This is a genomic window from Vibrio sp. YMD68, from assembly GCF_029958905.1.
Lineage (GTDB): Bacteria > Pseudomonadota > Gammaproteobacteria > Enterobacterales > Vibrionaceae > Vibrio.
In genome coordinates this window covers 776,227-795,475 of sequence record NZ_CP124614.1, presented here as the reverse complement: position 1 = coordinate 795,475, position 19,249 = coordinate 776,227, and the positions used below count along the sequence as shown (strand labels likewise).

The window sequence follows — 19,249 nt, the reverse complement described above, 5'->3', positions numbered from 1 at the left end:
GGTACAAAGCCAAATCGTATTTCCAAGTACGAATGCTAGGTACTCTTTCTACTTATGTACTCTTTCTGCTTATGTACTCTTTCTGCTTATGTACTCTTTCTATCTATGTACTATGTCCAACTAAGGACTGGTAACAAGAACTAAGCACTCGCTAACTCCAACTCCCCTTTTTGTTGTGCGCGTTTATAGAAGAACAAAGTCAATACCGCAGGAACAAAGATCGCCACCAGCATAGCCACAAAATAAATACCCCAGAACTGCGGCTGAATAGATAAGATGCCAGGTAAACCGCCAACACCGATACCATTGGCCATCACGCCTGCGCCGCCACAAATAGCCGCAGCAATCGCACTGCCCACCATGGCACTCAGCATTGGGAATTTGTATTTTAGGTTAACGCCATACATCGCTGGCTCTGTGACACCAAGGTAAGCAGAGATAGCCGCAGGGACAGAAATATCCCTCTCACCATGCTTTTTGCTAATAATAATGATACCAACCACTGCCGAAGCTTGAGCAATATTAGACAGTGCAATCAATGGCCAAATTGGCGTTCCACCAAGCTCTTGCATCAGCTGCAGATCAACCGCATTCGTGGTGTGGTGGATACCCGTGATAACCAATGGCGCATAAAGAAAACCAAACACGACTGAACCGATCACAGCAAAATCGCCTGTCATTGCAAATTTGGCCGCCGCCGCAACGCCATCGCCAATCACGCGTCCGAAAGGACCAATCAGTGCATGGGCTAGAACGACAGAAACGATAATAGAAACAAACGGCACGACCACTAAATATAAATAGGCGGGGACGATACGCTTCAAATTAGTCTCAATAAACGCTAAGACAACCCCAGCGAGAATGGCTGGAATAACCTGTGCTTGATAGCCCACTTTTTCGATGACAAACAAACCGAAGTCCCAAACCTGTGGTACTTCCTTACCGATCAAATACGCATTCATTAACTGTGGTGAAACTAGGGTGACACCAAGGGTTATACCAAGAATGGGGGTGCCACCGAGTTTTTTCACTGTTGCCCAGCACACGCCAACTGGTAAGAAGAAGAAAATAGCCTCTCCAATCAACCAAAGAAATGAATGCACCGTGGCCCAGAACTGACTGATTTCAGTTAACGACTGGCCATCAAACATCTTGATGTCGCCAATGACATTACGGAAACCCAGAATCAAACCACCGGTAATGATCGCAGGAAGCAATGGAACAAATATTTCCGCGAGATGAGATATGCCACGCTCTAGCGCATTCATATTCTGTCTCGCAGCCAGCTTAGATTCATCTTTTGATGCTTCAGATTGCCCAGACAGTTCAATAAGGATGGCATACACCTCATCAACTTCAGTCCCAATAACCACTTGAAATTGACCCGCGTTGGTGAAGCAACCTTTCACTAGGCTCAACGCCTCTAACGCTTTTTCATCAGCCTTATTGGTATCCTTTAGCACAAAACGAAGTCGAGTTAAGCAATGACTCACACTCGCAATGTTGTCACTACCACCGACCCGTTCAATCAGACGTTCTACGTCTTGTTTTGCTATCTTACTCATATCCTTATCCACCCTGTTGGAGTCTCATTCTGAGTCTATTTTGTTTTCCCACGCAAAAATGGGAACAGTCCCAAACGCGTTTGATAGGATAGTGACAGGCATCCCTTGAAAATAAAATGGGAACAGTCCCATAAATTGAATGAGATCACAGTATAATTTTAATTCAATGGGACATTAATAGTTAAGAAATGATCGGTTCCTGAGTGACATGGCACTTCTCAGCATTGCCATTTATATGGGATATCAAAAGCTTAGCTGCTTGGTAGCCCGCTAATGTGTAACCAGGATCAATACTATGAATTTTAGGGAAAAGGAAAGAAAGCAGTTCATTACCACCAACACCTGTCACCATAACGTCATCACGACTTAATTCTTGCAGCCTCTTTATCACACCGAGAGCAAGGGTATCACTAGCACAAACTATCGCTTCGGTTTGATTTGTCAGCACTTTATCAACCAGCTGATAGGCGCTTTCATGATGCAGTTGCCCAGTTTGATACGATGGGACAATGTCGTGGATTTGGCACCATTCAATGTAGGATTCTAAACGTAACTTTCCTGTGGTTTTATCACTAGGATCGACGCCAATAAACGCAATATTACGGATTTTACGCTCTGACAAGTATCGTAACGCGCAAGTAATCACGCCTTTATTGTCATAATTAATCGATGAAGTCACCGTAGTATCCATGGCAATAACAACGGATTTCCCTTGCCATGCCTCTAGATTTCCAAGATCTAAATCGCTAAACCCAAACACAATCACACCATCGACATTCCGTTTTTGTAGTACCTCGAGATGTTCATTGGTTTTCTGCCGATCGAACTGACTTTCCATGATCACCACATCATATCCTTCGTCATACAAGCTCTTGAGCATGCTCCCAACGGCTTTATTTTCTGATGGGGAGTCCAGACGGGAAATAATAACCCCCACCACTTTTTGACTGCCTCCACGCATTGATTGCGCGGACTTTGACGGCACATAACCCGACTCTTGGATCACTTGCTCAACTTTGGCCCGAGTGGCAGGTTTCACTTTAGGATCATTGGTCAATACACGTGAAACCGTAGACTTACCAACCCCGGATAGTTTAGCGATATCGTGAATTGTGAGTTTTTTTCTCATAGTTATTGGAAAGCATTATTGGAAGGAAAAAAGTCGACATGGCTATCGGATCTGGCATGTCACTGGGTAAACGGCCTGTTCAAAAAGCGGGACTCGGTGACGCTTGTTTAAACAGACGGTTCTGGATTAACTTGTACTGTACTCATTGGTTTTATACTAACCTATTATGTTTTACACTAACCTATTGTGTTTTACAGTTTTTGTAAACATGGTGGTCAAGCTCTAAAAGCGCTTCTTTACCTTTTGTGCGAAGTGTAATGGGATTTTCAGCCTCAGCCATCACCTCTTTGAGGATATACATAACCCCCGAGCCAGAGCGAGATCTCACCAAATCGTATTGAACATCGTCCTCTCGCAGTACTGCGAAATCACTGTCTGGTATATAGGCAACTTCAAAGCTATCACCTGATTCACAACGATATTGAACGTAAGGATGCCCATCGATTTGACTGTCATTTAGCTGCGTTTGAGTGCAGCCAATTAAGCCCAATCCAATAAAAAATACCGAAATACACTGTTTGTACATGGTCCCCCCTAAATTCAATAATAATACTCATCAGGTAATCAGCAAAGTATGGCACAGCTAATACGACATAACTAAATGGCCCAATGCCTAAATAGCCAAATTCCTAATATAGATAAACAGCTAAATAGATAAATAGATAAATAGATAAATAGCTATTTAAGTAAGTACTAACTAGCTAAGTAAGCCGGTACATCTTTAATGCTGTTAAGTACGGTCGTGGCTAACGTTTCGCCTTGTTCGGTGACGGGTTTACCCGTACGCACCAGAATCTTCGTTTCTATGCCCGCCGCCTCAGCAGCCATCATGTCTTCGGCTTTATCGCCAACCATGATTGAGTTTGCCATATCAATATCCAGATCGTTACGTGCAGAAATAAACATACCGGGTTTAGGCTTGCGACACTCACAATCTTGTTTGTATTCAGCAATGCCATGCTCAGCATGATGGGGGCAGTAATAGAAACCATCAAATTCGACGCCATGATCGACAAAGTTCCAATCCATCCACTGAGTTAGGGAAAGAAAACGCTCCTCATCAAACATGCCACGCGCAATACCGGATTGATTCGTTACGAGTACAAGCATATACCCCATTTTCTGAAGCTGCTTCGTCGCGTCAAAAACACCGTCAATAAACTCAAAATCGTGCTCGTCATTTACGTAACCATGATCCACGTTGATCACGCCATCTCGATCCAAAAACACTGCGGGTTTAGCCAAAACTCATACTCAATTTAGTCAATATATTGTGGAATTATCGCACGCTTTATTTCTTTCATCACTATCTAATTACTTTTGGTACTAGTGCAAACGAACGTTTAGACGTCTAGACGTAAAAATATCTATTGACTTGATTCAGGGAAAACCATAGCATCCTCTACTAAATGAGATACAGTTCAAAATATTATTCTGTTATCCCTGCACAGGAAAGAAAATGATTGAGATAAATCAAGTAAATAAGGTTTTTTATCAAGGCACCAAAGAGATCGTTGCCCTGAAAAATATCGACCTTCATATTGAGCAAGGCACCATCTTTGGTGTTATTGGTTCTTCAGGTGCGGGGAAAAGTACCCTAATCCGCTGCGTCAATATGCTGGAAGCACCCACTACCGGCTCAATCATTGTTGATGGTGTTGACCTTACTTTATTAAGCAAATCACAACTGTGTGAAGCTCGCCGTAACATCGGCATGATTTTCCAACACTTCAACTTACTGTCATCACGTACGGTATTTGACAACATCGCTTTACCGCTCGAACTTGCAGGGCAAAGCAAACAGCATATTGAGAGTAAGATTTCAGAATTGCTGAAACTGGTTGGCTTGGCAGACAAGCGAGACACCTACCCGGCTAACTTAAGTGGCGGACAAAAGCAGCGTGTTGCTATCGCTAGAGCACTGGCGTCTGACCCGAAAGTACTTCTCTGCGATGAAGCAACAAGTGCACTAGACCCTGCGACAACACAATCGATTTTAGAGCTACTGCGTGAAATCAACCGCAAGCTGAATATCACGATCTTACTCATCACCCATGAAATGGACGTGGTGAAAAGCATCTGTCACCAAGTTGCGATTATTGGCGACGGTGAATTGGTTGAAAAAGGGACGGTTGGCGAAATTTTTGCTCACCCTAAAACAGAGTTGGCGCACGAGTTTATTCGTTCAACACTCGACCTGAGCATCCCTGAAGATTATCAAGTTCGCCTACAAAAAACGCGCGTAGAAGGAAGCTATCCACTGGTCCGTTTAGAGTTCACCGGCGAGACCGTTGATGCCCCGCTGATGTCGCAGATAACGAGACAATTCAATATTGATGTGAGCATTTTAAGTTCCGATCTCGATTACGCAGGCGGTGTTAAGTTCGGCATGATGGTCGCAGAACTGTTTGGAAGCGAAGAAGATGATAATGCGGCTATTGCGTTTTTAAGTGAGAACAAAGTAAAAGTAGAGGTACTTGGTTATGTCCTTTAATACCCTTTCTTTAAGTACCGTCGGTGACTGGCTAAGCCTAAACGGAAACCTGTTGCTGGGTGCGACATGGGAAACTCTTTACATGGTCGGTGTGGCTGGGATTGTCGGTTTTGCTATCGGTATTCCGCTTGGCGTTATTTTACATACCACCAAAAAAGGCGGCTTATTAGAAAACACCCAATTTAATGCCGTACTCGGTGCCATCGTTAATATGGGGCGTTCTGTGCCATTTTTGGTTCTTATGGTTGCCATCATCCCGGTGACAAAGCTGCTAGTTGGCACCTTTATTGGTACTACGGCTGCGATTGTGCCACTGACGATTGGTGCGATTCCTTTTGTTGCTCGTCTTATTGAAGGTGCACTTCTAGAAGTACCAACGGGGCTTGTCGAAGCAGCTCAATCAATGGGCGCGACACCGACTCAAATTATTACCAAAGTGTTATTACCAGAAGCATTACCGACCATCATTAACTCTGTCACGATTACGCTCGTCACACTCGTGAGCTACTCCGCTATGGCAGGGACGGTAGGTGGCGGTGGCTTGGGTGATGTTGCTATTCGATATGGTTTCCACCGCTACGATGTGGTGATTATGGCGGTGACCGTCGTGATGCTCATCGTGCTAGTACAAATCATTCAATCTATTGGCGACACCATTGTTCGCCGAGTCGATCACAGATAAAAACTCAACACGCTTTTTGTTTTGAGAAGCGGATTACACAATTAGTTAATTAGAAGCAGTAGTTAATTAGAAACAGTAATTAATTAGAAGCAATAGTTAATTAGAAGCTATTCATTTTTTGATAAGGAAATAATCATGAAATTTAACGTTAAAGGTCTACTTTCCATTGCAGCGATAGCGTCTGCGCTTGTTCTTTCAGGTTGTGGTGATAAAGCAGAAGACAGCAGCAAAATCAAAGTGGGTGTAATGGCTGGTGCAGAAGCTCAAGTAGCAGAAGTAGCGGCAAAAATCGCAAAAGAGCAATACGGCCTTGATGTTGAGCTAGTGACGTTCACCGATTACGTGACACCCAACGCGGCACTTGACGATGGTTCTATCGACGTTAACGCGTTCCAACACAAACCATACCTAGATCAGCAAGTTGCTGACCGCGGCTACAAAATTGTGATTGCTGGTAACACCTTTGTTTACCCAATTGCAGGTTATTCAAAAGAAGTGGACTCTGTTGAACAAATCGAAGATGGTGCGCGTATTGCGGTTCCAAACGATCCAACAAACCTAGGTCGTTCACTGCTTCTTCTTGAACAACAAGGTCTTATTACTTTACGTGAAGGCGCTGGTCTACTGGCTACCGTTCGCGATATCGTAACGAACCCTAAAAACATCACTATTGTTGAACTCGATGCAGCGCAACTTCCTCGTTCACTGGATGATGTAGCGCTTTCTATAATCAACACAACGTACGCGAGCTCTATCAACCTAACACCACAAAAAGACGGTATTTTTGTTGAAGACAAAGAATCTCCATACGTAAACCTTGTTGTTGCTCGCGAAGATAACCTGAATGCCGAAAACGTTCAGAACTTTGTAAAAGCATACCAAACGGAAGAAGTATACAGCGCAGCGTCTGAAATTTTCCAAGGTGGCGTAGTAAAAGGCTGGTAATCAGCCCAAAGCTCACTGTCGCGACGTTATTAAAATAACCGAACGTCAACGCTAAACCATTTAAAATGCCGATATCCTACTCAATGAAATCATGCTCCATGAGCTCGCTTTCAATAAAATAAAGTAGATATCGGCTTTTTTTATTCTTGTCTGAGTATATTGCTTATCTAAACATTGCTTATCTGTAAACATTGCTTACCTATAAACACCTTTATCCCGTGTTCTGCATCAAGTGTTCAGGATTGAATGTCCAGCGGTGAAGTCATTAGCGGCTAGACTTTAATTTGATCCCAGGAAATATTGGACACTATACGGCAGTCATCGCACTTAAAGTGGAAGATATCGTGCAATGCTTCATCCTGTAACCAATCCCCACCACACTTAGGACACTTGCGTTCTTTCTCTTTCGCTAAGCTCTCTCCGCCAACTCGATATTGATAGTAGTAAGTCGGCACTTTAGTTAAAAACTCAATGCGTCCTCTTAAATCCCAACCACGGCGAAACAGCACACTATCAGCACTGCAGATTTCAAACTGCGTCGCGTGCTCGGCTCGGCAAGCTCCTGCCATTTGAATTTCATCACACGCTTGCCATTCTGTTTGCCACTTAATCAAAGCTTTATGATCGCCATTGAACGTCGCAGGATTTCGATACAACGGAATAGGCAACAAGCTTTCACCGCTTCTTAATGGTGAGCAGGTATGAACGAAGGTGGTGTAAAGGATTTGCCAACTCGGCGTCTCTTCTTCAGCGGCTTCTTCCGAGTTAAGATCTCTTCCAAGCAAACGCATTTTGGGCGCTAGTAGGCATGCTTCCGTTAAGCGGTTAAAGCACACTTTAACAAAATCAGAATGATACTTAGGGTGCAAACTGTCTTGTTCAGGACACACAACACGAACCAGAAACTCGCCCTCTCCCATTACGATAGGGAACTCACGACCCAGGACTTGTCCGTTGTATCTCAGCGCATCCATCAGGCCATTGATCGCTTTATCAACGGCGCTCACCGTCGTGTTATCAAAGCACTCAAATTGCAATTCAACTACATACATTATTTATTCCCAAACCCGACTATACCGCTGGCTCTAAGTGAGTAAGAAACTCAACAATACTTTGCGCTAGGACATCGCGCTTATCGGTGCCCAACCTTTCCAAAATAACGTTTCCTGACAAATTGCATATCGAAATCACATCAAGCTCTGCGTCAGTCGCAGCAATAAACACCGTGGGTTTCAGCTTTAAACGCCTTTGCGTGACCAAATGCCCTAGGATATTTTCTTGCAACAGTACAAAGTCTTCATCATTCCAAACCTGCAATAATGCCAGTTCGTTACCTTTCCACTTTGCGTTCATGTCAGCACTGTACTGGCTGCCATAGAAGGCTTTAATATCATCATGAATGGTCAACTCAATGCCATTTTCCACATTGGTAAAGTCAGCGCTCTTCTCACGTGGATGAGCTTTCCATAACACACTGTCTTGCCACTTCTTTTCAACACAAGGAGATACCAGCTGAGCAAGTTCTTCGTTATGAGGAAGTGAGTGATGAGCTAATTGATATGCGTCTAAATACCTTTGGCTAAAAGAAAAAAGAGCCTGAGAAGCATCAGAAGTCATTGAGGTCTCCAAAATATGGGTCGGAAAGCCAGCTTTAGGTCATATGATTAATGACAGTTCACTGGGGATTGCGTAAAATTCTCGCCATTCTAATCTAATTTAAGACAAAGTATGAGCAAATATTCCAATGCAAAAGAGCTCGCGGGTCTTACCCTTGGCCAAAAAACGCAATACACCAATCAATATGATGCCAGCTTGCTGCAGCCCGTACCTCGCAGTTTAAATAGAGATGATTTGCACCTAGGTGATAGCCTTCCGTTCCAAGGCTGCGATATTTGGACCATGTATGAGCTATCTTGGCTAAATGAGAATGGATTGCCCCAAGTGGCTATCGGGGAAGTGGCGATTCCAGCCACCAGCGCAAATCTGATTGAATCCAAGTCCTTTAAGCTCTATCTAAACAGTTACAACCAAACCACTTTTGAAAGTTGGGACCAAGTGTCGAAACAACTTCAAGACGATTTATCTGCTTGTGCTGGGGAAATCGTGGCTTTAAACATCTACCCTGTCACCGATTATACACAGCAACCTATCGTCACTATGTCGGGCGAATGTATTGATGCACAAGATATTAAGATTGAAAGTTACGACTTTGATGCCACGTTACTTGATGGCGCAACCAGTGATGAGATCGTTGAAGAAACACTACACAGCCACTTATTGAAGTCCAATTGCTTGATTACCAACCAACCCGACTGGGGCAGTGTAGAAATTCAATATCAAGGTCAAAAAATTAACCGCGAAGCTCTGTTACGCTATATTGTCTCTTTTCGTGAACATAACGAGTTCCACGAGCAGTGTGTTGAACGTATATTTACTGACATCATGAAATATTGTCAGCCGACGCGTTTAACGGTATACGCTCGATATACTCGTCGTGGTGGCTTAGACATCAACCCGTATCGTTCATCAGAAAACTCGAAGCCCGCTCATAATCAGCGCATGGCTCGCCAATAAGGAATAACCAGAATGCTACCAATGCGCTGGATGCAATTATTTTGTTTCACTCTTTGCTTGTTTTCTACACTTACCCACGCCACGATTTATTCTTCTCCAACACTGAATGAGGCGAACAATTTACTGGGTATTGTACCAGCGCAGTCTAAAGTACTTACTTCCAATTATTTGAATCAACGTAAGCTCATTACGGATCAAAATGACAATCCATCGGCGATGAATCGGGATGAAAGTGACAACACGATCCGTACCCCAATCAGTACGGTTAATGCCCTCACGATTCTCGCTCAAGCGGAATATAACCTGGGCAATACATCGGTTGCGAATAAGCGCTTAGAAGAAGCGGAACAGCTTACCAACCAGCACCGACTTCATTACCAAAACCTGAGCGTTAAAACACTCCACACTCGGTTTCTTTGGCTTCAAACGCGCAACTCTGAACAAGCCATCCAGTCAATTGAAGAGATTCAGCTTAAATACAGCACCATTAAACAAGCGGATCAGTTTGCTCGCGTGATTTATTACCGTATTTTTATGCTCAAAGCTGAAATTGCATCGTACGAAGGTAACGTCGATTTAGCGAACCAGTATTTTAATAAAGTAAAACCGTATGTCGATTCACTTAAATCCAAAGCCACCTATATCGATTACCACATTGCGGTCGGCCATCACTATTTGAATAATAAGCTCTACAATCGTGCCTTATCTCAATTACTTATTAGCTATTGGCAAGCGATTGAAGACAATTCAAGTGGTCAACTTGCAGCGGTCAATCGGTTACTTGCGCAGCTTTTTTATGAACGAAAAGTATTTGATACGGCCTTAAAACACCTATCTCAAGCGGCCGATTTTTATGACAACTACCAAAGCTCTGTTGTACTGGCAGAAGTTTTAAAACAGATGGGCGACATTTACTACCAGCAGTCAAAATACAATTTGGCTTTAGTGCACTACTTCAACGTTATCGATCACGAGAGAAAGATAAATAACATTGAAGATGTCATCGATATACGCTTGTCGTTGGCGGCCACTTACCTCCAGCTTTATAACTTTTCATTAACTGAACAGTATTTGAATCGAGCTGAAAAGTTACTGGAATATGTGCAGTTCCCTCATTTAAAAGCGGAAGCGCTGCTGCTCAATGCAGGGCTTGCTCATCACAAGCAAGAGCCAGATTTAGTTTATGCTTATGCCAATGAAGCCCTTGATCTTGGTATAGCGTTAAAAGACATCACAATTCAAATGCACGCCCATAAGCTTCTTTATCTTGGCTTTGAGAAAAAGGAAAAATTTGAGGAGGCGTTAGAGAATTTAGAAAAGTTTAATGACCTCAGCCTGATTCAACAACAATCTTTAAATCTGATTAATGAAGAAGCCTTTCGTCAGCAGAAGGAATTCGTTGAACAAACCTTACACCTAACAGGCCAAAAAGAAGAACTGCAAGAAACCCACGAGAAATACCTTCAGTTGCGTCGTATTTCATGGGCTCTTTTCACTATTGGTGTTTTGATCTTCATTGTATTACTCCGCAGAGGGTACATAATCCAAAGACTAAATTTAGATAACGCTAATCTCAATGATGCGCTTTGCACACACTCACGCTCCACCTTGCCAAATTTACGCATGTTAAGTGCGAAGTTGCCCACACCAGTAAAAGATCGGCATCAATTTGAGCAATGGCCAGCGGGAGAACTCATCCATGAACCATTGCACGACCGGTTAAAGTTCATATTGATTGATATTCCTTTCTTAAGAAATATGTACTTACAGCACGGTTATGAAGACGGTTTAAAGCTTGAAGAATCATTTGGAGAGTTTCTAAAGAGCAAAATCTCTGAGCCTGCTCGGATTTACCATTTCTCAGACGCCAATCTTTTGTATATCGAACCCCAAGATGACGATAATAGCGATCCCGAACAGCTATTTCATAAGATACAAAGCTGGATTCAAGAATTTAAATCCGATCTTCCGCTGATGAGAGTGGTCAGAATAGGAATTGCTGACTACCCATTTTTACCCCGAGCATACACAGCCATCAGCGACAAAGAACTGATTGATATTTTATTGATGTCGACCAGTGTTGCTCGAACATTGAGCATGAAAGAACACTCAAGCCAGTGGGTCTATTTGAAAGCCATAGAAAATGCGCCAGCCGCTAGCCTTGCAACTGGAAACATAAGAAAAGCATGCAAGCATTCAATCAACCAAGGGCTAATAAAAGTACATTCTTCTTATAAGAATGAGGACAGCATCAAAAAACTATTAAAAGATGGATAAAACCTGGGCGTTCAAGCATTAGATTCAGTGACGTCCTTATTTATTTTGTTATTATCGATTAATTAGTTAATAAGATCATTTTTGATCTTTTTACATGGACATATAGTTAAGTTTGTATGGGCGTTCTCGAACAAGATTTAGAATTAGAGCTAATCAAGCTAAAAAGCGAACTTGAACAGGTTCGTTTGACACAACGAGATTCTTCGTTCAAATTTAAACGAGAACAAAATGTTCTTAAGCGTATTGTTGCGTCCCTCAGCTTTGCTTGTGGTGAAGAGAATTCAAAACTAAGCACGAGCCTGGGTGAGTTGCGACAGTCTCTTGAGCAGCATAAAGACATCAGCTCGCTAATACCGCGTCTTGCCGTATTAGAAAGAATGCTGAAACAACAGACGTTGGCTATGGAAAAAAAGACGGTTCAGTTAGATTCACAAGTCAAACACAGTGGAGAAACCCTGCTGCGTATTACTGGGCTGCCGCCTAGGATAAAGCGTGATTTAAGAGATCTCCTTAGTTATTCTGGATCCGAAAAAAACAAAGATTCAACCCATGCGCTACAACTGCTTGCGATCTACGAACGCTCGATAAAAATCATCACCTCAAACCCAGACACCGCATTATCTGAAATAAATAATGCCGCAGATAAAGAACTGCTCGCCCGTTTATCAGAAGAATTACAACATTTAATCACTGAATTGGATTTTGAAGGCGAATCTGGTGACATACTCATCGACATCAGAGCGAAACTGCTGCTCGGTGTCTCGACGCAATCCTTACTAGAGATCACACTGCAAGTTCTTAAGCTGGTCGTTGATGGTACAAATTTTGAGCGTAAAACGTCAGAGCAATTCCTTGAGCAAGTCAACTCGTCACTCTCTTCTACTCTAAAAAGTAACGCCCAAAGCGTCGACCAAAGCCAAAGCTACTTTGACCAACGAAAAAATATCAATAAAGAACTCGATGCACTGGTCATAAAGTCAAAATCGGCGGTCAATTCATCCAGTGACCTGGACGCTCTAAAGAAAGAAATGACCCCTTTATTCGCTCAATTGACGTCGTTAACAGAACGGCTTAACCACGCAGAGCAAAGAGAAGAAGCTCTCATTGAACGCATGAGCTATGGAAAGCAGCAATTGGAAGCGGTATTTGATTTAACCCAAGATCACCGTCGCCGACTTGAAGATCAAGCCAAACGAATGCTGCTCGACCCTCTGACCAAAATATATAACCGTACGGCCTTTAATGATCGTATGGAGTTAGAGTACCGCCGTTGGATTAGAACACAGAATAATTTACGCATTGTATTGTTAGACATTGATAACTTTAAAGCCATCAATGATAGCTTTGGCTATGTCGCTGGTGATAAAGCATTGAAGATCATCGCCCGAACTATTTCTAAAGAAGTGTCAGATACCGATACTGTGGCTCGATTTGCAGGTGAGGAGTTTATTCTTTTATTGCCCGAACGAGACGACAACGAGTGCTATAAAGTGATTCAAACCATTCAAAGGCAGATCAGTAAATTACCTTTCAAATTTAAAGATAAAAATATTTCTATCACTCTTACCGCCACCAGCTCTGTATTTAGAGAATCGGATACCCCAGAAGAAGTGCTTGATCGCATCAGTCGCAATCTCAGTGAAGCGAAAAGCTTAGGAACAAATCAACTTATTTGGAAATAATCACGTCACTTATAGTCCGTGATCTCAAACTCAACGTTGCCGTTCATTAACCCTATTTTCACCTCACATTCCCCCCTCATATTTCTTTGTCACCATCCCATAAAATTCAAATTATTAACATTTCTGTATTGATTTAGTCTTTTCAAATAGTTATATACTGAATTTCTTTGCTAAGATGTTAAATACACCAACTTTTTCGGTGTGTTTATTTCTCAGACAATAGGAGGCGACTATGATCACTCATATTAGCCCAGCAGGTAGTATGGATTTGCTTTCTCAACTAGAAGTTGAGCGCCTTAAAAAAACAGCATCAAGTGATATTTATCAACTTTACAGAAACTGCACTCTGGCAGTTCTCAACTCTGGTAGCCACACCGATAACTCAAAGGTGCTATTAGAAAAGTACAAATCCTTTGATGTGAATGTCGTTCGTCGCGAGCGTGGTATCAAGCTCGAATTAAGTAATGCGCCCGAACATGCCTATGTGGATGGGCAAATGATCAAGGGCATTCAAGAACACTTATTCTCAGTGCTGCGTGATATTGTTTACGTCAATATGCACCTAGCCGACAGCCAACGTTTGAATCTCACGAATAGTACTCATATTACCAATTTGGTCTTTGGCATATTACGCAATGCAGACGCATTAACACCTGGCATTGAGCCGAACCTTGTGGTTTGCTGGGGTGGTCATTCGATCAATCCAACTGAGTACCAGTACACAAGAGAAGTGGGCCATGAACTCGGCCTTAGAGAGCTGAACATCTGTACCGGTTGTGGGCCAGGAGCGATGGAAGGGCCAATGAAAGGAGCCGCGATTGGTCACGCTAAGCAGCGTTATGAAAATCGTCGTTACTTAGGGCTAACCGAGCCATCTATTATTGCAGCAGAGCCACCGAATCCGATCGTCAATGAGTTGATCATTATGCCGGATATTGAGAAACGTCTTGAAGCGTTCGTTCGTATGGCCCACGGGATTGTTATCTTCCCGGGTGGACCAGGAACCGCAGAAGAGCTTTTGTATATTCTGGGCATCATGATGCACCCAGATAATGCCGACCAACCGATGCCGATCGTACTGACAGGGTCAAAAGAGAGTGAAAGTTACTTCCGCTCAATCGATAAATTTATTGGTGAGACTCTTGGCAAAGAAGCACAAAAGCATTATCAAATAGTCATCGATGATCCAGAAAAGGCAGCGCAAATTATCAGCCAAGCGATGCCGAGTGTAAGACAGCACAGAAAAGACACCGGTGATGCTTACAGTTTTAACTGGTCACTGAAAATTGCACCGGAATTTCAGCTCCCCTTCGAACCTACCCATGAAAGCATGGCGAGCTTGGATCTTCATCTTGAACAGCCCCCAGAAAACTTAGCGGCCGCACTCAGACAAGCCTTTTCTGGCATTGTTGCTGGCAACGTTAAAGCGGAAGGCATCATCGAAATAGAGAAACATGGGCCGTTCACAATCAACGGCGATTCAATACTTATGGAGAAGATGGACAAGCTGCTCAACGACTTTGTTGAACAACATAGAATGAAGTTACCCGGTGGCACCGATTACGTGCCTTGTTACAAAATAGCCACCACTGACGACCGTTAAACCGATAGAAAGCGATCACGATGCCATTTCAGGGTACAGTCACTCTTCACGGTGAGTCATTCTCTACAGGCAATGGGTAGCAATCTATCATTGATTCATTACAATAAGGGCTGAATAAGCCCTTATTTTTTGGAATGTTATGTCAATACACCTAGTGATCATCGATGCGCTCAACCTCATTCGACGTGTCCACTCAGCTCAGCCCGATCCCGCAGACATAGCAAGAACCATTGAAACGACTAGCCGAACATTAAAGCGCATAATAAATGAAGCCGAACCTACGCATATCATTGCGGTGTTTGATCACCATTTGCAAAATCGAGGTTGGCGAGCAGAAATACTGCCTAAATATAAAGAAAACCGAAAACCCATGCCTGAACCTTTACTGCATGGCTTAGATAAAATTCAGCAAGCCTGGTGGGATCTAGGAATTGATTCTCTGCTTTCCGATGGTGATGAAGCCGATGATTTAGTCGCAACATTAGCGGTAAAAGTGGCTCAACACGGTGAAAAAGTCACCATTATCTCAACCGATAAAGGCTACTGCCAATTACTCTCTCCAACGCTACAAATTCGCGATTATTTTCAACACCGCTGGCTCGATGAACCTTTTATTGAAAAAGAATTTGGTGTTAAACCGAATCAGCTTTCTGACTACTGGGGGCTGACTGGTATTAGCTCAAGCCAAGTCCCAGGGATTCCAGGCATCGGCCCAAAAGCGGCTAAAGAAATACTGAACCAATACACCGATATTGAGACAGCCTACTGCGCGGATGATCTCGTACCCAAATACCGAAAGAAATTTGATGAGCACATAGACTCTGCGCGTACGTGCAAAATCGTCTGTGCGCTTAAAACGGATATCGAACTAGGATTCAATTTACAAGAACTACGTTTTAATGGATAAACAGAGGTGACCTCTAGCAAAGCCGGTTGTTGTTAACGAGTCATTATTAGCTACTGGCATTCAATTCTCAGCGACCTGTTATCACTGCACCATCGACCTTCCTAAGCGTACAAAAAGACCCACTGTCGTTCTCCTTAATCCATCATCCGAACCAGGAGACTAACCGTGGGCCTTCATCAAAGTCGCTAATCTTTTCAGCGTTGTGAAATACTTACTACGTTGAAATACTTACTACGTTGAAATAGTTAGTACGTTGAAATAGTTAGCACGTTGAAATAGTTAGTACGTTGAGATAGTTAGTGCGGTTGAATAGTTAGTGCGGCGAGATATTCGACAAACACTGAAGGTGAACCGTTATCTCTTCACGATCATGATAAAGATGCTTCGCTTGAAGCTTATACTTAACGTCATTTTCAGTTAAGAATTGCTTCAGGTTTTCAATATCTTGAAGCACTTCATCATAACGACCTTTCATCGGCAGTTTCAGGTTGAAAATCGCTTCTTTTGCCCAACCACTAATGATCCACTCGCCCATAAGCTGAGCAACTCGAGACGGTTTTTCAATCATGTCACAAATAAGCCAAGTTACGTTCTTACGATCAGGCTCAAATTTAAACCCATCAACTTGGTGGTGCTTAACTTGGCCCGTTTCCATTAAACTGTCAGCCATCATGCCGTTATCGACCGCATGAACAAACATAGAGCGCTTCACCAATTGATATGTCCAACCACCTGGGCATGCACCCAAATCCACGCCCCACATCCCTGAGGCTAATCGTTCATCCCACTCATCGCGAGGGATAAAAACATGGAATGCTTCTTCAAGTTTCAATGTCGAACGGCTTGGTGCATCGGCAGGGAATTTTAACCGTGGAATCCCCATAAAGAACTTTGAGTTATTGTCGACGTTTGAGTAACCCACGTAACAGTGGCCAGGTGCGACAAAGCAGAGATGCATAACTGGTTTTTTAGGGTTATCTTTATTAAACAATAACCCTTTACCGCGCATGGCTTGACGCATCGGCACGGTAAATTTACGGCAGAATTTCAGCAGCTCTTTTGCTTCATTGGTATCTGGCGTTTCAATACGAATATCACCGCAACGAGGAAAGCCTTCAACCTCACTCAACGCTTGTAAAATAGGAGAGATGCGGTCTTCTGTTGGCAGCTCAGTCAGCTCAGTCGCAACCGCAAACATTTGGCGAGCAAAGATCAACGTTTGAAAATCGATCGATTTGATCAACTTAACCGCATCGCCTTCTTGGTAGCACTCAAACAGCACATAACCAGTATTTTTCTGTACACGAGGAAAACCATACACCTCTAGGTGATTCGCTTTATCTTGAATTTCACCAGCGCACTCTTTTTCAAAGCCAGAACGGCAATAGAGCATTACGTGTTTCACTTGTTAACCTCTTTTAACTGTAGTGCTGCGACAGTAAACAGCCCCCACCCAATAATAAATAGTAGACCACCCAACGGGGTAATCGGTCCAAACCACTTAATTCCGGTAAGCGCTAGTGCATAAAGACTGCCACTAAAACAAAGGATGCCGATAATAAAGCAAATTGCGGCAAGGAAAAAATACTTTTGTGCTTTTTGGCCCATATTTATCTGAATTAAAATCGCACATACCGCAATCGCGATGGAGTGAATAAATTGATATTGCACACCCGTTTCAAACACACCCAGCAGGTACGGCGACAAGATAGACTTTAGGCCGTGTGCGGCAAAAGCCCCTAAAGCGACTGAAACCATGCCAGATAGACCACAAAATGTAAGCAATGACTTACTTCGCATCGTATACCTCAAAAATAAACTGGCTGAGTTTTTCAACGGTTAACGCGATATTTTGTTCTTGCGTAAACCCTGAACGTTGACGAGGCTTGAAGCTATGATCACCATCGGGAATAAATGCAACCTCGATATGGTTTGAAAGTGAAAACTCAGTAAACTCTTCTCTTTTTCCCATCGTATCGCGTTCACCTTGCAAAATAAGGCATGGCTTACTCAGTGTAGCCAAATGGACCCCTTTATACTTTTCGGGTTTTCCCGGTGGGTGAAACGGGTAACCTAAACAAGCCACGCCAGCCACCAATGTTTCATCAGCCAATAGGCTTGCCATTCGCCCTCCCATCGACTTTCCACCAATGACAACAGGTCGAGTTGCAACGTCATCAATCACTTTCTGGTACGCCTCTAAGAGCTTTGGCGCACGATCGGGAGGACGCTTTTTTCCACTTTCAGCCCGTTCGACCATATAGGGAAAATTAAAGCGAATCACCTGAATGCCATTATCAGCCAAACCTTTAGCCACTTGAACCATAAAATCGTGGTCCATTCCCGCCCCCGCACCGTGAGCAAAAATGAATACGGGCTGATCGCTTTGACCATCAATCAGATAATCAGTCATCAAGAAACTCCTCTTGCTCACTTTGAGCCTTGGCTAACATCCAGTCACGGAATGTGGCTATCCGCCCCATATCCGCTTGCTTGTCATGGCACACCACATAAAAAGCATTCTTGGTGACAAATATCTCATCAAATGGAGCAATAAGGCGTCCGGCTTCTAATTCTGGTTGAGCCAATACGTTGTGTCCTAGAGCAATGCCTTGTCCATGAGCCGCAGCTTGAAGCACCATAGTAGAATGGCTGAAGATAGGCCCATGGTTGACGTTCACCCCTTCCAATCCATATTGCTTAGTGAACTGCTTCCAGTCTTTACGAGAAGTATCATGCAGTAACGTATGGGATTTAAGGTCATTCAATGACTCTAGAGGCTTACTCCCCAATAAAAGAGCAGGAGAGCACAAGGGAACCAAATATTCCTGATACAGTTTATCGGCTCGTAAACCTGGCCAATTGCCTCGACCATAGTAAATCGCCACATCGACATCATCAGTCAAAGAGCCATCATCCATATCAACGGCTTTTATTCGAACATCGATGTCAGGTTGTTGCTGATTAAAATCGGCTAAACGCGGTACTAACCATTGAATAGCAAAACTGGGGGGCAGACTAATGGTGAGCGCACCTTTTTCACTGCGCTCAAGCACTTTATCGGTCGCTTCAGCAAGAGATGAAAAGATGTCTTTAATATCGAGGAAGTAACTTTGGCCCTCTTCTGTCAACAGCAGAGAACGATTTCGTCGACGAAACAGCTTCAGACTTAAGAACTCTTCCAGAGCTTTAATTTGATGACTAACTGCAGCTTGAGTGACAAATAACTCTTCAGCAGCACGAGTGAAACTTAAGTGCCGAGCGGCAGCTTCGAACACTTTTAACGAATTAAGAGGAGGCAATCTTCTAGACATAGGAGCACTCAAAAAATGGATTAGTTTTTTTAATCTGAAACATTATAAATTGTCGATTGCTTAGCGGCCAGAGAAAT

The 19,249-nt window shown here is 43.2% G+C and carries 18 protein-coding genes; 8 read left to right on the top strand and 10 right to left on the bottom strand.

Going from position 1 to position 19,249, the window contains the following annotated elements; genetic code table 11:
* Nucleotides 1-140 precede the first annotated feature (140 nt).
* The 4 genes from treB to gmhB all read right to left on the bottom strand — a co-directional run bounded on the left by treB (nucleotide 141) and on the right by gmhB (nucleotide 3,939).
* Entirely contained in the window at nucleotides 141-1,565 is a 1,425-nt protein-coding gene (gene treB / locus QF117_RS09780) for a PTS trehalose transporter subunit IIBC (RefSeq protein WP_282388739.1), read from the bottom strand.
* 181 nt (nucleotides 1,566-1,746) lie between these two features.
* Nucleotides 1,747-2,694: a trehalose operon repressor TreR gene (gene treR, locus QF117_RS09775; RefSeq protein WP_282388738.1), complete on the bottom strand. Its 948-nt coding sequence runs from the start codon at nucleotides 2,692-2,694 to the stop codon at nucleotides 1,747-1,749.
* A gap of 181 nt (nucleotides 2,695-2,875) precedes the next feature.
* The gene (locus QF117_RS09770) at nucleotides 2,876-3,220 is read right to left on the bottom strand and encodes an MliC family protein (RefSeq protein WP_282388737.1); all 345 of its coding nucleotides are present in this window, start codon (nucleotides 3,218-3,220) and stop codon (nucleotides 2,876-2,878) included.
* A gap of 167 nt (nucleotides 3,221-3,387) precedes the next feature.
* The gene (gene gmhB / locus QF117_RS09765) at nucleotides 3,388-3,939 is read right to left on the bottom strand and encodes a D-glycero-beta-D-manno-heptose 1,7-bisphosphate 7-phosphatase (RefSeq protein ID WP_282388736.1); all 552 of its coding nucleotides are present in this window, start codon (nucleotides 3,937-3,939) and stop codon (nucleotides 3,388-3,390) included.
* Between the two features lie 214 nt (nucleotides 3,940-4,153).
* Here gmhB and metN point away from each other — a divergent pair, with 214 nt between their 5' ends.
* From metN to QF117_RS09750, 3 genes are all read left to right on the top strand, one after another.
* Complete coding sequence (gene metN / locus QF117_RS09760) at nucleotides 4,154-5,188, top strand: methionine ABC transporter ATP-binding protein MetN (protein ID WP_282388734.1); 1,035 nt, start codon at nucleotides 4,154-4,156, stop codon at nucleotides 5,186-5,188.
* The gene (locus QF117_RS09755; protein WP_282388732.1) at nucleotides 5,178-5,870 is read left to right on the top strand and encodes a methionine ABC transporter permease; all 693 of its coding nucleotides are present in this window, start codon (nucleotides 5,178-5,180) and stop codon (nucleotides 5,868-5,870) included. The genes metN and QF117_RS09755 overlap by 11 nt, the downstream gene beginning before the upstream one ends.
* Nucleotides 5,871-6,005: 135 nt before the next feature.
* Nucleotides 6,006-6,815 carry a MetQ/NlpA family lipoprotein gene (locus tag QF117_RS09750; RefSeq protein WP_282388731.1) on the top strand — a complete coding sequence of 270 codons (810 nt, stop codon included), beginning with the start codon at nucleotides 6,006-6,008 and terminating at the stop codon, nucleotides 6,813-6,815.
* Nucleotides 6,816-7,087: 272 nt separating this feature from the next.
* Here the strand turns inward: QF117_RS09750 and QF117_RS09745 are convergent, their stop codons facing one another.
* Entirely contained in the window at nucleotides 7,088-7,867 is a 780-nt protein-coding gene (locus QF117_RS09745; RefSeq protein ID WP_282388730.1) for a Zn-ribbon-containing protein, read from the bottom strand.
* A gap of 19 nt (nucleotides 7,868-7,886) precedes the next feature.
* On the bottom strand, nucleotides 7,887-8,432 hold the full coding sequence (gene syd, locus QF117_RS09740; protein WP_282388729.1) for a SecY-interacting protein: 546 nt from the start codon (nucleotides 8,430-8,432) through the stop codon (nucleotides 7,887-7,889).
* 111 nt (nucleotides 8,433-8,543) lie between these two features.
* On the opposite strand from syd, the gene queF reads away from it, so the two are divergent.
* The 5 genes from queF to xni all read left to right on the top strand — a co-directional run bounded on the left by queF (nucleotide 8,544) and on the right by xni (nucleotide 15,858).
* Nucleotides 8,544-9,389: an NADPH-dependent 7-cyano-7-deazaguanine reductase QueF gene (queF, locus tag QF117_RS09735; protein WP_282388728.1), complete on the top strand. Its 846-nt coding sequence runs from the start codon at nucleotides 8,544-8,546 to the stop codon at nucleotides 9,387-9,389.
* Between the two features lie 12 nt (nucleotides 9,390-9,401).
* Nucleotides 9,402-11,666, top strand: a complete 2,265-nt coding sequence (locus QF117_RS09730; RefSeq protein WP_282388727.1) for a tetratricopeptide repeat protein — start codon at nucleotides 9,402-9,404, stop codon at nucleotides 11,664-11,666.
* A 116-nt stretch (nucleotides 11,667-11,782) separates the two neighbouring features.
* The gene (locus QF117_RS09725) at nucleotides 11,783-13,348 is read left to right on the top strand and encodes a GGDEF domain-containing protein (protein ID WP_282388726.1); all 1,566 of its coding nucleotides are present in this window, start codon (nucleotides 11,783-11,785) and stop codon (nucleotides 13,346-13,348) included.
* Nucleotides 13,349-13,580: 232 nt separating this feature from the next.
* On the top strand, nucleotides 13,581-14,951 hold the full coding sequence (gene ppnN, locus QF117_RS09720; RefSeq protein WP_282388725.1) for a nucleotide 5'-monophosphate nucleosidase PpnN: 1,371 nt from the start codon (nucleotides 13,581-13,583) through the stop codon (nucleotides 14,949-14,951).
* Nucleotides 14,952-15,090: 139 nt separating this feature from the next.
* Complete coding sequence (xni, locus tag QF117_RS09715; protein WP_282388724.1) at nucleotides 15,091-15,858, top strand: flap endonuclease Xni; 768 nt, start codon at nucleotides 15,091-15,093, stop codon at nucleotides 15,856-15,858.
* 313 nt (nucleotides 15,859-16,171) lie between these two features.
* Here the strand turns inward: xni and rlmM are convergent, their stop codons facing one another.
* The 4 genes from rlmM to QF117_RS09695 are packed head-to-tail and all read right to left on the bottom strand — an operon-like array spanning nucleotide 16,172 to nucleotide 19,172.
* On the bottom strand, nucleotides 16,172-17,263 hold the full coding sequence (gene rlmM / locus QF117_RS09710; protein WP_282388723.1) for a 23S rRNA (cytidine(2498)-2'-O)-methyltransferase RlmM: 1,092 nt from the start codon (nucleotides 17,261-17,263) through the stop codon (nucleotides 16,172-16,174).
* Nucleotides 17,260-17,658 carry a DUF423 domain-containing protein gene (locus QF117_RS09705; RefSeq protein WP_282388722.1) on the bottom strand — a complete coding sequence of 133 codons (399 nt, stop codon included), beginning with the start codon at nucleotides 17,656-17,658 and terminating at the stop codon, nucleotides 17,260-17,262. Before QF117_RS09705 ends, rlmM begins: the two co-directional genes overlap by 4 nt.
* Nucleotides 17,648-18,271, bottom strand: a complete 624-nt coding sequence (locus QF117_RS09700; RefSeq protein ID WP_282388720.1) for an alpha/beta fold hydrolase — start codon at nucleotides 18,269-18,271, stop codon at nucleotides 17,648-17,650. Before QF117_RS09700 ends, QF117_RS09705 begins: the two co-directional genes overlap by 11 nt.
* Entirely contained in the window at nucleotides 18,264-19,172 is a 909-nt protein-coding gene (locus QF117_RS09695; RefSeq protein WP_282388718.1) for a transcriptional regulator GcvA, read from the bottom strand. The genes QF117_RS09700 and QF117_RS09695 overlap by 8 nt, the downstream gene beginning before the upstream one ends.
* Between the last annotated feature and the right edge of the window lie 77 nt (nucleotides 19,173-19,249).

Coding starts and splice junctions, on each gene's coding strand:
- treB (WP_282388739.1), bottom strand. CDS start 1,565: ATGAGTAAGATAGCAAAACAAGACGTAGAACGTCTGATTGAACGGGTC.
- treR (WP_282388738.1), bottom strand. CDS start 2,694: ATGAGAAAAAAACTCACAATTCACGATATCGCTAAACTATCCGGGGTT.
- QF117_RS09770 (WP_282388737.1), bottom strand. CDS start 3,220: ATGTACAAACAGTGTATTTCGGTATTTTTTATTGGATTGGGCTTAATT.
- metN (WP_282388734.1), top strand. CDS start 4,154: ATGATTGAGATAAATCAAGTAAATAAGGTTTTTTATCAAGGCACCAAA.
- QF117_RS09755 (WP_282388732.1), top strand. CDS start 5,178: ATGTCCTTTAATACCCTTTCTTTAAGTACCGTCGGTGACTGGCTAAGC.
- QF117_RS09750 (WP_282388731.1), top strand. CDS start 6,006: ATGAAATTTAACGTTAAAGGTCTACTTTCCATTGCAGCGATAGCGTCT.
- QF117_RS09745 (WP_282388730.1), bottom strand. CDS start 7,867: ATGTATGTAGTTGAATTGCAATTTGAGTGCTTTGATAACACGACGGTG.
- syd (WP_282388729.1), bottom strand. CDS start 8,432: ATGACTTCTGATGCTTCTCAGGCTCTTTTTTCTTTTAGCCAAAGGTAT.
- queF (WP_282388728.1), top strand. CDS start 8,544: ATGAGCAAATATTCCAATGCAAAAGAGCTCGCGGGTCTTACCCTTGGC.
- QF117_RS09730 (WP_282388727.1), top strand. CDS start 9,402: ATGCTACCAATGCGCTGGATGCAATTATTTTGTTTCACTCTTTGCTTG.
- QF117_RS09725 (WP_282388726.1), top strand. CDS start 11,783: ATGGGCGTTCTCGAACAAGATTTAGAATTAGAGCTAATCAAGCTAAAA.
- ppnN (WP_282388725.1), top strand. CDS start 13,581: ATGATCACTCATATTAGCCCAGCAGGTAGTATGGATTTGCTTTCTCAA.
- xni (WP_282388724.1), top strand. CDS start 15,091: ATGTCAATACACCTAGTGATCATCGATGCGCTCAACCTCATTCGACGT.
- QF117_RS09705 (WP_282388722.1), bottom strand. CDS start 17,658: ATGCGAAGTAAGTCATTGCTTACATTTTGTGGTCTATCTGGCATGGTT.
- QF117_RS09700 (WP_282388720.1), bottom strand. CDS start 18,271: ATGACTGATTATCTGATTGATGGTCAAAGCGATCAGCCCGTATTCATT.
- QF117_RS09695 (WP_282388718.1), bottom strand. CDS start 19,172: ATGTCTAGAAGATTGCCTCCTCTTAATTCGTTAAAAGTGTTCGAAGCT.